Raw genomic sequence first — 12,677 nt, 5'->3', positions numbered from 1 at the left:
AGCACAAAAAAAGAAAGCTTCCATTGATACAATGGAAGCTTCTTTCAGTTTAGGTTGTTTGGTTTATGTTGATTATGAATAAGTCTGAAGATTTTTATAAAAAAAGCGCCGTTGCCAGCGCTTTTTTTAAACCAAATATATAATAATAATTAACGAGCATCACAAAAGTACAAACATTATTCATATAAGCAAGCTATTTTCACAAATAAATTAAATTATTTTCATAAAATTTAAATAAACACCTAAATATTGAACAAATATTAGTTCCAAAACCAATTAAAACACCTGTAATCTATTTTTTTATTAAAAAAAATATGATTTTATATCTACAAAATCATAATTTAAGCGAATATTTAAGTCAAATGATAGAAAATTTTATAAAAAATTACTTAAATCATCCAAAAACTTATGATGAAATGTTTTTAAATAGTGAAAATTACAGAAATCACTATTCCAATTTCATCAACAACTTCTCTAAAGAATCTCTCGAAAATCTTAACAAAAAAGAAGAGTTGGCAAAAAAACTTTTCATGAGCCAAGGTATAACCTTTACCGTTTATGATAGTGGTGAAGGCATTGAAAAGATATTTCCATTCGATATCATCCCCCGCATCATCACCTCAAGTGAATGGTCGTTTATTGAAAAAGGAATTAAGCAACGCTTAAAGGCGTTGAATCTTTTTTTGAAGGACGTATATAGTAACCAGTTTATCATTAAGGATCAAATTGTTCCAATTAATGTGATTTATTCCTGCCCGCATTTTTTAAGAGAAATGCATAATGTGAATGTACTACACGATATCTACATCCACATTGCCGGCATTGATTTAATCAGAGATCATGATGGAACTTTTTACGTACTCGAAGATAACCTACGCACCCCATCGGGCGTGAGTTACATGCTCGAAAACAGGGAAATCACCAAACGGCTTTTCCCCGATCTGATTCCGCAATGTGGCGTAAGAAGCGTAACTGAGTATCCGGCCATTTTATACAAAAACTTGATGGCGCTTTCGCCAAGAGCCGTTTCTAACCCAACAATTGTATTATTAAGCCCGGGGATGTATAACTCCGCCTATTATGAGCACACTACCCTCGCCCGCTTAATGGGTGTTGAATTAGTAGAAGGACGCGATTTGGTTGTTAAAAACCAGAAAGTTTTTATGAAAACCACTACAGGCCTACAACAGGTTGATGTTATCTATCGCCGCGTAGATGATGATTACCTGGATCCATTGGTGTTCAATCCAAATAGCGTTTTAGGCGTTGCCGGCTTAATGGGCGCTTACAGGAAAGGAAATGTTGCAATTGTAAACGCAGTTGGAAATGGCGTTGCAGATGATAAAGCCGTTTACACGTATGTTCCTGAAATGATTAGGTATTACCTAAATGAAGAACCCATCTTAAAAAATGTACCTACCTATCAACTGAGCAACCCTGACGAGCTAAATTACGTTTTCCAGAACATCAATAACATGGTGATTAAAAAAACTAATGGAAGTGGCGGCTATGGCATGCTAATGGGGCATGCGGCAAGTGAACAGGAAACGGAAGAATATAAATTAGAAGTTTTAAAAGACCCAAGAAACTTTATCGCCCAGCCTACCATCAGCCTCTCCTCAGCGCCTTGTTTCATTAACGGAAAACTGGCACCCAGGAGAATTGATTTACGTCCTTTTGCACTAAATGGTCCTGACGGAATATCCATTGTTCCAGGCGGATTAACGCGGGTCGCCTTAAAAGAAGGTTCGCTGGTGGTGAACAGCTCGCAAGGCGGTGGCAGTAAAGATACATGGGTTTTAACTTCTTAGAATACAGATATGTTAAGTAGAGTAGCATCGAGCTTATATTGGTTAAGCAGATATGTGGAGCGTAGCGATGGAATGCTTCGCATGCTGAAAATAAATTATGCTTCATCGCAAGATACCATCCAGGAATTTACCTGGAAACCAATCATCAGAATTTTTTCTTCAGATGATGAGACTGAACTTTTGAATATCCAGCATGATAGTAGAGCGGTAATAGAATACTTATTGTTAAACCGCGATAATCCTAATTCTATACTAAATATTGTAACGCTGGCCAGGGAAAATGCCAGAAGCGTTCAGGAGCATATCCCCAAGGATTTATGGCAGTGTTTAAATGAATATTATCACACTGTGAAAGATGAAAAGCTATTGTGGTATGTTCAAAAAGATGATCCCATTACCGCTTTAGATATTTTGATAAAACAAGTGATGCTTTATCATGGCACAGCCGATAGTGCGATGGAACGTGGCGAAAGCAGGAGTTTTATGAAAATTGGTAAACATTTGGAAAGGAGCATTCAATCTATTGATATTCTTGACATTAAATTTAGTTCCATCAGTGACAACCCTGATTTATTGACGGATATTGCCTATTGGAAACATTTACTTTTATCATTAGGTGGTTATGAACTTTACTTAAAAACATACCGGCAGGGATTTGATGCCAAAAACATCATCGAACTGGTGATGCTGAACAATGATTTCCCCCGGTCGGCGCTTTATTCGATGAACAATATCGATCGTTATTTTAGCCGCCTAAAAAGTGAAAGCAACATCGATCATTACAATAATTTATCTTTCAAAATAGGAAGATTAAAAAGTATGATCACCTACAGCTCAGTAAATACAATGGAAGAAGAGCAATTACATGATTACTTAACCGAAATACGGGCAGAACTATTCGGTATCGGAAACCTGTTAAACGAATATTATTTCGCAAATTCATAAGTAAAAATCATACTGCTTTATTTTAAAATAGAATATAACATGCCAATATTTAAAATTAAACATATAACAAATTATAAATACGAGTCGCCAGTTCGGGATAGCGCCAACCAGATTATCTTATTCCCGATTAAAGATGATTATCAAAAAGTAATTAAACACGATTTGAATATCTCCGGCAGTCCGGAAATTGAGATTTTCATCGATTATTATGGGAATGAGGTTGGAACGTTCACTCAGAATGAACCACATAATCAGCTTAAAATATTTTCTAAAGTCAGCGTGGAAACCTCAGCTAAACCATTGCCGCAAGACGACATGTTTAGTAGTGAGCAATGGCACAGCCTTGACGCTATCAAATATGAAGTGCCCTATATTGATTATTTAAGACAGGAATCTTTCGATGGAATTATTCAACTAAAAGAAACAGCATTGAGTATAAAAAACCCGGATGATACACCTTATCAAACGGCAATAAAATACTGTGCCCATGTGTTCAGTAATTTTGAGTACATCAAAGGCATTACCGCCGTAGATACCACTATCGAAGAGATTTTAAAATTGAAAGCAGGTGTCTGCCAGGATTTTGCCCACGTACTTACCGCAATGCTGAGGTTAACAGGCATTCCGTCACGTTATGTAAGTGGCTACATTTGTCCGAACAGAGATGGCATGCGTGGAGAAGGTGCCACACATGCCTGGGCTGAAGCTTACTTGCCTGAATATGGATGGCTTGGCCTCGATCCCACCAACAATTGTATTGCTAACGAAAACCATGTACGTTTAGCTGTAGGCAGAAACTTCGCCGATTGCTCCCCCGTAAAAGGTGTGTATAAGGGTGGTTATGAACATCTTATGGAAGTAAATGTATCGGTTGGCTATAATGACGACGACTTCAATGACAATGAAAACTATTTCCAGCCAAAGGAAGTGAATTATACCAAACCTTCAGGATTAGCAACGCCCGCCCGTAAACAAAATAGCTACCAGCAATACATGGAAGCGATGCAACAGCAACAACAGCAGCAACAGCAGCAACAATAAACAATTTACTATTATCAGCGACTAGTTGCCAGTTCAGCAATGAACCAATCACAAAATGTTATTCTCAGCTAGTCAGAGAACTTTTAGCAACATATCGACGGCTTGTTCTGATACTTCGGGAAGCTCAATGTAACAACCAAGCAGGAAAAAGTGCGGGAATAATTATACAGGTATAAAATTTTAATATTTATTTTCATAATTTTCAATTTTTAACACCAAACATTATGAAAATTTCATACCTCTTCCTGGCAGGATCGATCGTAACCGCATTATTTTCTGCCTGTACACAACATGAGGATTCGGCGAAACTTGGACCAATATCACCAGAGGAAATCAAATCTCACATTGCTGTTTTAGCCGATGATTCTTTACAAGGCAGGCGGCCATTTACGATTGGCGAAACCAAAACTGTTAATTACATTTCATCAGAATTGAAGAAAGCTGGCGTAGAACCAGGCAATAATGGAAGTTATATCCAAAAGGTACCGATGGTGGAGGTCACCTCTACTCCATCAGAAAATATGGAGATAAATGGTGGAAAAGAAAAACTAACCTTTAAGGCCGTTGAAGATTTTGTTGCCTTTACCAGACGGGAACAGGATACCATCCAATTAAAAAATTCACCCCTGGTATTTGCCGGCTTTGGTATTGTAGCACCAGAATTTAACTGGAACGACTACAAAGATTTAGATGTAAAAGGAAAAACAGTTGTGGTTTTAATCAGCGACCCAGGCTTTAATGCGAAAGACAAAATGTATTTTAGAGGCGATACCATGACATACTATGGTCGTTGGATGTATAAATATGAAGAAGCGGCCAGACAGGGCGCTGCCGGAGTAATTATTATTCACCAAACCGAGCCTGCAAGTTATGGCTGGTCTGTAATTACCAACAGCAACACCGGCGCAAGGCTATACCTACAAGCTGCAGACAAACACAAATCGAGATGTAAACTGGAAGGATGGATGACCGAAAAAGCAGCTACAGAATTGTTAGCAAATGCAGGAATCACCGGAGATATCCGTGCTTATGCCCGAAAAAAGGATTTCAAAGCAGTTCCATTGAACCAAACTATAACGGTGGGTTTAAGCAATAAATACAAATATTCCACTTCTCAAAATGTGATCGGAATCATTAAAGGAAGTAAAAGACCAGACGAAACCATAGTGTACTCTGCTCATTGGGATCATTTTGGTATCGGGCCAAAAATCAATGGCGATTCAATTTACAATGGCGCTGTAGATAATGCAAGTGGTGTTTCAGCGATGCTATCCATTGCCAAAGCTTTTCAAAAAGCTAAAGAAAAACCAGAAAGATCAATTGTATTTTTAGCAGTGACCGGAGAAGAACAGGGCCTATTAGGTTCAGAATATTATGCTTTAAATCCGATTTATCCGCTAAACAAAACAGTAGCTAATCTCAATATGGATGCGCTTGGATTTTATGGCGAAACAAAGGATATCTCTATTAAAGGAAAAGGCCAGAATGAAGTGGAAGATTTCATCATAAATGTGCTTAAAGAAAATAAACTGGAGGCCGTTGGCGATACCCGTCCGAGTGCCGGAAGTTACTATCGTTCAGATCATTTTAATTTCGCTAAAGTTGGTGTTCCGGCAATTGATATCGTAAATGGCTTCAACAGCAAAGAACATGGTGCCAAATGGGGACAAGAACAAAGGCTTGGCTACAATGAAAAACATTACCACCAGCCATCTGACGCGTATTCGCCCCAAATGAACACTGCTGGGTTTGCACAAATCGCAAACATCCTCTTTACTGTAGGTTATAAACTAAGTAATGAAACCACCTTCCCGCAATGGAAAAACGGTTCAGAATTTAAAGCGGCCAGAGATAGATCAGTTCGCAGTTTATAGTTTGCAGTTTTCAATGACTGAAAAACGGATAGTGCTAATTGTTAACTGATACTTTTTTCCTAAATTTGCGCCTTTTACAAATAACAATATGATTAAGAGACAGCAAATTAAAGATTTATTAAAGTCGACAGCATTTGACACAGAAGTAACGGTTATGGGATGGGTTAGAACTTTCCGTAATAATCAGTTTATTGCATTGAATGACGGATCTTGCATGGGCAATATCCAGGTTGTAGTTGATTTTAATAATTTGCCTGAAGAGCTGTTAAAAAGAATTACCACTGGTGCAGCCATTTCTGCTACTGGAAAACTGGTTGAATCACTGGGAAAAGGACAATCTGTTGAAATTAAGGCAACGACAGTAGAAATTTTAGGTGATAGTGATCCGGAAAAATTCCCTTTACAACCTAAAAAACACAGTTTAGAGTTCTTACGTGAAATAGCACATTTGCGTTTCCGCACCAATACCTTTAACGCGGTTTTTAAAGTTCGACATGCTTTGGCTTTTGCCATCCATCAGTTTTACAACGAACGTGGTTTTGTATACATGCACACACCGGTAATTACTGCAAGTGATGCGGAAGGTGCTGGCGAAATGTTTAAGGTTACCACTTTGGATTTTGATAATACACCACGTACCGATGATGGAAAAGTTGATTTTTCTCAGGATTTCTTTGCCCGTGCTACCAACTTAACCGTTTCTGGTCAATTGGAAGGTGAATTAGCAGCGATGGCTTTCGGTCAGATTTATACTTTTGGTCCGACTTTCAGAGCAGAAAACTCGAACACCACCCGTCACTTGGCGGAGTTCTGGATGATTGAGCCTGAGGTTGCTTTCGCTGATCTGGAAGACAATATGCAGCTTGCAGAAGATATGATGAAGTATGTGATTAAATATGCTTTAGATAACTGCAAAGAAGAACTGGAATTTTTAAATACACGCCTGACGGAAGAAGACAAACAAAAACCTCAAAATGAGCGCAGTGAATTTGGTTTGTTAGAGAAACTGGACTTCTGTTTGGCTAACGAATTTGAACGTTTAACTTATACTGAGGCGATTAGAATTTTAAAATCATCAAAACCAAACCAAAAGAAACAATTCAAATATTTAATAGATGAATGGGGTGCCGATTTACAAAGTGAACACGAGCGTTACCTGGTAGAAAAGCACTTTAAAAAACCGGTAATTTTAACGGATTATCCTGCTGATATAAAATCTTTCTATATGCGCCAGAACGAACCTGATGCTGAAGGCAGACAGACTGTTGCAGCTATGGATATTTTGTTTCCAGGTATTGGCGAGATGATTGGTGGATCACAACGTGAGGAACGTTTAGACCGTTTAACAAAACGCATGGAAGACATGGACATCCCTCAGGATGAATTATGGTGGTATTTAGATACCCGTCGTTTTGGTTCAGCACCACATGCTGGTTTCGGATTAGGTTTCGAACGTTTAGTGCTGTTTGTAACCGGGATGACCAATATCCGTGATGTAATTGCTTTCCCTCGTTTCCCTAAAAATGCAGAATTTTAATTAGGTTTAGGGTAAACAAATTACTACATCAAAGAGGTCAGGCTAAAAAAGCTTGACCTCTTTTTGTTTTGATGACGATCATAATTTCTAATGGATTGCAGCGAACTATGGGTTTTGTAAACCGGGCAATCTTATCTGAAAGATTTCTTAATGTTGTGCGAAATGACAAGCTATAGAAAGACCGATCCACTCTTTTCAATGCTTAAGCATCTAACAAAAACTATTACTTCAACAAATGAAACAAAAAAAGGAGTCAGTTTTTGAAAACTGACTCCTTTAGAAAGTTAAGCTTAAACAAGTATTTATATTCCGTCGTCACTCATGGTGTCGTTATAAGAATTTGCATGCGCATAATCAACCGCTGAAACTTTATAATCGGTTGGTGCAAAACTTTTAGATGTGCTCAATGCCATTCCCAGTTCGAAGCGTGTTGGATAGGGCGTTTGCAGTAAACTACCTGCAGGTATGTAAGGAAAAGTTTCCAAATATGATTGCATGACGTTCTGGCTCACTCTTCTGTTAATATAGGCACGGCTCAATTGCGAAGGCTCTTTTAAACCCGCGGCACCTAATAATTCTACCGCACTGGCTACGGTTAAGTTATGAAAGTTTTTCACCCGAACGGTTTTATCTTCCACCACCAGCCCTTTCATTAAACTTTGGTCTTGCGTAGCCACACCCGTTGGGCAGGTATTGCTGTTACACTCCAAGGCTTGAATGCAACCCAAAGCGAACATCATTCCACGTGCCGCATTACACATATCGGCACCTAAAGCGATGTTTTTTACAAGATCAAAGCCAGAAGAAACTTTCCCGGAAGCAATGATTTTGATATGCTTTTTCAAATCGAAGCCATTTAAAACATCATATACAAAAGCTACACCCTCACGCAAAGGCATCCCTACCGAATTTGAAAATTCCTGAGGTGCTGCTCCGGTTCCACCTTCTCCCCCATCAACGGTAATAAAATCCGGGTAAATGCCGGTTTCGACCATTGCTTTACATATCGAGTAAAACTCACTTTTACGACCGATACAAAGCTTGAAACCTACGGGCTTTCCTCCCGATAGATCTCTCAATCTTTTAACAAATTCAAGTAAACCAATGGGCGTGTTAAAAGCCGAATGCGCTGGTGGAGATAAAATATCTTTACCCTGTGGTACCAAACGAATCCGGGCAACTTCTGGTGTAACCTTTTTTGCCGGCAACATCCCGCCGTGACCTGGTTTTGCCCCTTGAGATAATTTAATCTCGATCATTTTTACCTGATCAGTAACTGCCCTTTCTGCATAGGCATCATAATTAAACGTACCATCTTCATTTCGGCAACCAAAATAACCGGTACCAATTTGCCAGATTAAATCGCCACCTGGCTGACGGTGATAATCACTAATTCCTCCCTCTCCGGTATTATGAGCAAAATTACCCATTTTCGCTCCGCCATTTAAAGCAAGAATTGCATTCTGACTCAACGAACCAAAACTCATTGCTGAAATATTATAGATACTCGCTGAATAAGGTTTTTTACAATCTGGTCCGCCAACCAGTACACGAGGATCGGGATTTAATTCATGGTGTGAAATAGCAGCAATGCTATGGCTTAACCACTCATAACCGTTATCATAAACATTAAGCTGTGTACCAAATGGAATGGTGTCATTATCTTTTTTTGCACGCTGGTAAATTAACGACCTGTTTAATCTGTTGTAAGGTGTACCATTAACATCACTTTCTACGAAGTATTGGTAAACCTTTGGTCGCAGTTCTTCCATGAAATATCTCAATCGGCCAAAAACAGGGTAATTTCTTACGATACTGTGTTTAGGCTGATAAAGATCATAAACACCAAGTAATACAAAAGGACCTGTAAAAATAAATGTCCACCATAAAAACGGATGATAAAGCCCTAACATAATGGTAAGGGCAACTAAAAATGCGGCAATCGCAACGAAAGCTTTTCTCATAATAATAGATTAGCGTATGTTTTGTTAAATACAAAGATTAGGAATATTAAACAACTGACAGCATTAAATTGTTATTTTTACGCTATGTTAATTAAGATTTATCCGGAAAACCCTAATGAAAAGGCCATTGAACAAGTGGTAGAAGTACTTAAAAAAGGTGGCTTAATCATTTATCCTACGGATACCATTTATGGTTTGGGTTGCGACATTACCAATCCGAAAGCCATTGAAAAGATTGCCCGCATCAGGGGTATTAAACCAGAAAAAGCCAATTTTTCATTTATCTGCCATGATCTTAAACATATCTCCGACTATATCAAGCCTATTGATAATACGACGTTCAGGGTGCTGAAAAAAGCGCTGCCTGGACCATTCACATTCATTTTCAATGCCAACAATAATGTCCCTAAACTTTTAAGCTCGAATAAAAAGACTGTTGGTATACGTGTGCCAGACAACAATATTGCCCGTTGCATTGTAAAAGAACTTGGAAATCCGATTCTTTCTACATCCATAAAAGATGATGATGAGTTAATAGAATATTCTACCGACCCCGAATTAATTCATGAGAAATATGAAAATTTAGTTGATTTGGTAATTGATGGCGGCTATGGAGACAATGATGCATCAACGGTAATTGATTGCACCAACGGCGAGTTTGAAGTAATCCGCGAGGGAAAAGGAAATATTGAAGATTTTCTTTAAGGAAAATAAAATCAGCGGATCGGAATGATATTCTCAAGCAAGATTCAAATAGCCGAATTCACCTCGATTTCCCTTACTTTTACCTCATGTCCAAAATCATCAACCTAAATATTTTTAAACAATTCTTTAAATCCGGACAAGTTGGAGGTTTCCTGCTTTTACTATGTGTTGCCATTTCATTAATAATTGCAAATACTCCGGCTAAAGCTGCTTTCGAAACTTTTTTAGGAACTAAATTGGGCTTCGGAGTGGTAAGTTATAGTATTCTCGCCTGGATTAATGATGCGTTCATGGCTATATTCTTCCTGCTCGTGGGGTTAGAAATTAAACGTGAACTGATAGAAGGAGAATTATCTTCACTAAAAAGCGCAGCTTTGCCCGTTATTGCTGCTTTAGGCGGAATGCTCATTCCTGCCCTAATATACGTCATCTTCAATAGTGGAACAGTTACTAAAAGTGGCTGGGGAATTCCAATGGCGACTGACATTGCTTTTGCCCTCGCCATTATAGCCATGCTGGGTAAAAACGTGCCTGCCAGTTTAAAGATTTTTCTGGCAGCGCTGGCTATAGTTGATGATCTTGGTGCTATTTTGGTGATTGCCATTTTCTATACTAATCAGATTAGCTTTGAATATCTTGCAATGGCCACAGGCATAATGATATTGTTGTGCCTGATGAATTATTTTGGGGTTAAGAATCTGGTATTTTATTTAATTCCCGGAATTTTTCTTTGGTATTTTATTCATCATTCCGGCATCCATGCTACCATTTCTGGTGTTTTGCTGGCCTTTACGATTCCAACAAATGAAACGGATATTCCATCACCTTTGGAGAAACTGGAACATAGCTTAACAATCCCGGTAAACTACCTGATCATGCCTGTCTTTGCTTTGGCTAACACCAACATTACCTTTCAAAAAGAAATGTTAGCAGGATTAATTTCTCCGTTGGGACTGGGAATTATAACGGGTTTATGCTTAGGCAAAACAATTGGCGTTACGTTTTTTAGCTGGCTGGCGGTAAAATTAAAATTTGCAGGTTTACCTACAGGAGCTGGATGGAAACATATTTTAGGACTCGGCATGTTAGCAGGAATTGGCTTCACCATGTCGATTTTTATAGCCATGCTCTCTTTTGATGATAGCTTGCATGTTGCTGAAGCAAAGTTCGCGATATTAACGGCATCAGTACTATCAGGTGTGGTTGGATTTTTATTTTTAAAATCAGTAAAGAATCCAAAAAACTTACCGTTATAGATCCGCTGGTTAAGAACGAAAAATTAAATAATGCTGTTATAGTTCAGCATATTTTTGTATTTTAGGGTAATTAATCTCTCTCTATGGCTGCAATCTTTTTCATCCCTTTTATTTTCTTTTTGCTTTATCAGAAAGCAGAAAAATCAAGAACAAACGATAACGTAGAAGATTACAAAAAGTTTAGGTCAAATCTATGGATATTAGCGATCGCATTTGTATTTGGTTCTGGATTGCTGGTATACCTTCAGCTCGTTCTGTTTAAATAGCAAAATATGCTTGGATTTTGGTTATATTAGAAACCATCTTCACCATTTTAAATGGCCTGAAATCTTCTAATTAAAGATTTGCTTTGAACGAGAAACGATCAACTGTTAACAAAACTCCAAAAAACGGATACATTTAGTCAGCATGCTCAGCGATCCCCGCACTGCGGTTTTTGGTTCTTAAACGGCTTAATGTCTCGTTACGCATCACCAGATAAGATGCCAGATATTTTAAGGGTATACGTTTGAAGAACTCGGGATTAGTTTTGAGTAATCTAAAATAGCGTAGCTGTGCAGATGGCAGGCGACTTAGTAAACTTCGCTCTGTTGCTACATAGTAATAAAGTCCTGTTAACCGTTCACCGATCACAGCCATTGATGGATATTTTTCCTGCAGGTAAGGAATGAGGCTGTAAGGCATCATCATCAATTGGCACTCCTCTACGGCCTGTAATGTTAGCGGATATTCGTTTCGGGTAAAAATCTCTGCATTTGGAGAACCTAAAACATTGTTTTCCAAGCTGATGGATAAGGTTACGTCTTGCCGGCCAACCATAATAAATCCTCTGATTGCTCCTTTTGCAAGAAAAACCATGTGGTTTCTCATGTCATCGGTTTTAATCAGCTGCCCTTTAGTCAAAGTGGTAATAAGCACTTTTGCGGCGATATCTCGCTTCATTTGTTCGGGCAGAGCAACAAGAGCAGAAAGAAATCGCAAAAAAGGCTCAACCTTATTTAAATTGTGTGAAATAGATTGGTGTGTTGGCGGCATGCTCAGGAAAGTAATAAAAATTAAAGATACAGAAATCGGCCTTATTTCAATAGCAGTATGGAACGTTTAGTTTTTACAGGCAGCAATTGTAATTTCTTCAATGAATAAACACTTAAACCGCCTTCGGCAATTTGGATATCGAACCAGATATTCTCTCCGACAACCAATTCCATATTAATTAAGCTCAGTTCAAAACCAATATTCTGATCATTAATGTCGTTAATTAGGCCCCAACCAATGGCCTGGCTAATTCTTATAATCTTTCCTAAACGCAGCATTCGTTTAACCTTTTGGGCAACAAATATATAACCCGTAACGGTTCAAGCATTCAAAGTAATTTTTTTTCTGTTCCTCGACTTGACATAAGTCAAGCCGAGGGCAAAATTTATTCAAACGAATTTTCTACATCAGGCTCATATTTTCCAAATGCTTCGGGAAACATTAATTATTGATCGCCTTTATTACCAAACCAGCGAAGCAATCTTGAATACAGATCAACTTGTGACGAT

The 12,677-nt window shown here is 38.3% G+C and carries 10 protein-coding genes; 7 read left to right on the top strand and 3 right to left on the bottom strand.

Annotated features, from left to right (window positions below):
* Positions 1 to 362: 362 nt before the first annotated feature.
* The 5 genes from EA772_RS13390 to asnS all read left to right on the top strand — a co-directional run bounded on the left by EA772_RS13390 (position 363) and on the right by asnS (position 7,208).
* Complete coding sequence (locus EA772_RS13390) at positions 363 to 1,811, top strand: circularly permuted type 2 ATP-grasp protein (RefSeq protein ID WP_124915037.1); 1,449 nt, start codon at positions 363 to 365, stop codon at positions 1,809 to 1,811.
* A 9-nt stretch (positions 1,812 to 1,820) separates the two neighbouring features.
* Complete coding sequence (locus EA772_RS13385) at positions 1,821 to 2,756, top strand: alpha-E domain-containing protein (protein WP_124913649.1); 936 nt, start codon at positions 1,821 to 1,823, stop codon at positions 2,754 to 2,756.
* A gap of 39 nt (positions 2,757 to 2,795) precedes the next feature.
* On the top strand, positions 2,796 to 3,797 hold the full coding sequence (locus EA772_RS13380; RefSeq protein ID WP_124913648.1) for a transglutaminase family protein: 1,002 nt from the start codon (positions 2,796 to 2,798) through the stop codon (positions 3,795 to 3,797).
* 224 nt (positions 3,798 to 4,021) lie between these two features.
* The gene (locus EA772_RS13375; RefSeq protein ID WP_124913647.1) at positions 4,022 to 5,671 is read left to right on the top strand and encodes a M28 family metallopeptidase; all 1,650 of its coding nucleotides are present in this window, start codon (positions 4,022 to 4,024) and stop codon (positions 5,669 to 5,671) included.
* Positions 5,672 to 5,759: 88 nt separating this feature from the next.
* The gene (gene asnS / locus EA772_RS13370; protein ID WP_124913646.1) at positions 5,760 to 7,208 is read left to right on the top strand and encodes an asparagine--tRNA ligase; all 1,449 of its coding nucleotides are present in this window, start codon (positions 5,760 to 5,762) and stop codon (positions 7,206 to 7,208) included.
* A 302-nt stretch (positions 7,209 to 7,510) separates the two neighbouring features.
* Here asnS and EA772_RS13365 read toward each other — a convergent pair whose 3' ends face one another.
* Positions 7,511 to 9,172: an FMN-binding glutamate synthase family protein gene (locus EA772_RS13365; protein WP_010601771.1), complete on the bottom strand. Its 1,662-nt coding sequence runs from the start codon at positions 9,170 to 9,172 to the stop codon at positions 7,511 to 7,513.
* An 84-nt stretch (positions 9,173 to 9,256) separates the two neighbouring features.
* Here EA772_RS13365 and EA772_RS13360 point away from each other — a divergent pair, with 84 nt between their 5' ends.
* The gene (locus tag EA772_RS13360) at positions 9,257 to 9,877 is read left to right on the top strand and encodes an L-threonylcarbamoyladenylate synthase (RefSeq protein ID WP_010601772.1); all 621 of its coding nucleotides are present in this window, start codon (positions 9,257 to 9,259) and stop codon (positions 9,875 to 9,877) included.
* Positions 9,878 to 9,963: 86 nt separating this feature from the next.
* Positions 9,964 to 11,133 (top strand): Na+/H+ antiporter NhaA, encoded by a 1,170-nt coding sequence (gene nhaA / locus EA772_RS13355; RefSeq protein ID WP_124913645.1) that lies wholly within the window; start codon positions 9,964 to 9,966, stop codon positions 11,131 to 11,133.
* A 399-nt stretch (positions 11,134 to 11,532) separates the two neighbouring features.
* Here the strand turns inward: nhaA and EA772_RS13350 are convergent, their stop codons facing one another.
* Together EA772_RS13350 and EA772_RS13345 are read right to left on the bottom strand one after the other, a co-directional pair.
* Positions 11,533 to 12,075 carry a Crp/Fnr family transcriptional regulator gene (locus tag EA772_RS13350; protein ID WP_124913644.1) on the bottom strand — a complete coding sequence of 181 codons (543 nt, stop codon included), beginning with the start codon at positions 12,073 to 12,075 and terminating at the stop codon, positions 11,533 to 11,535.
* Between the two features lie 134 nt (positions 12,076 to 12,209).
* Positions 12,210 to 12,446, bottom strand: a complete 237-nt coding sequence (locus tag EA772_RS13345) for a hypothetical protein (protein WP_010601776.1) — start codon at positions 12,444 to 12,446, stop codon at positions 12,210 to 12,212.
* Positions 12,447 to 12,677 lie beyond the last annotated feature (231 nt).

This window comes from Pedobacter sp. G11, assembly GCF_003860265.1.
Lineage (GTDB): Bacteria > Bacteroidota > Bacteroidia > Sphingobacteriales > Sphingobacteriaceae > Pedobacter > Pedobacter agri.
Note: the sequence above shows the minus strand (reverse complement) of the source record. Positions and strands in the feature narration are given on the sequence as shown.

Excerpts from the sequence above, each read along its gene's own strand:
- nhaA (WP_124913645.1), top strand. The coding sequence starts at position 9,964 with ATGTCCAAAATCATCAACCTAAATATTTTTAAACAATTCTTTAAATCC.
- EA772_RS13365 (WP_010601771.1), bottom strand. The coding sequence starts at position 9,172 with ATGAGAAAAGCTTTCGTTGCGATTGCCGCATTTTTAGTTGCCCTTACC.
- EA772_RS13385 (WP_124913649.1), top strand. The coding sequence starts at position 1,821 with ATGTTAAGTAGAGTAGCATCGAGCTTATATTGGTTAAGCAGATATGTG.
- EA772_RS13350 (WP_124913644.1), bottom strand. The coding sequence starts at position 12,075 with ATGAAGCGAGATATCGCCGCAAAAGTGCTTATTACCACTTTGACTAAA.
- EA772_RS13375 (WP_124913647.1), top strand. The coding sequence starts at position 4,022 with ATGAAAATTTCATACCTCTTCCTGGCAGGATCGATCGTAACCGCATTA.
- EA772_RS13360 (WP_010601772.1), top strand. The coding sequence starts at position 9,257 with ATGTTAATTAAGATTTATCCGGAAAACCCTAATGAAAAGGCCATTGAA.
- EA772_RS13345 (WP_010601776.1), bottom strand. The coding sequence starts at position 12,446 with ATGCTGCGTTTAGGAAAGATTATAAGAATTAGCCAGGCCATTGGTTGG.
- asnS (WP_124913646.1), top strand. The coding sequence starts at position 5,760 with ATGATTAAGAGACAGCAAATTAAAGATTTATTAAAGTCGACAGCATTT.
- EA772_RS13390 (WP_124915037.1), top strand. The coding sequence starts at position 363 with ATGATAGAAAATTTTATAAAAAATTACTTAAATCATCCAAAAACTTAT.
- EA772_RS13380 (WP_124913648.1), top strand. The coding sequence starts at position 2,796 with ATGCCAATATTTAAAATTAAACATATAACAAATTATAAATACGAGTCG.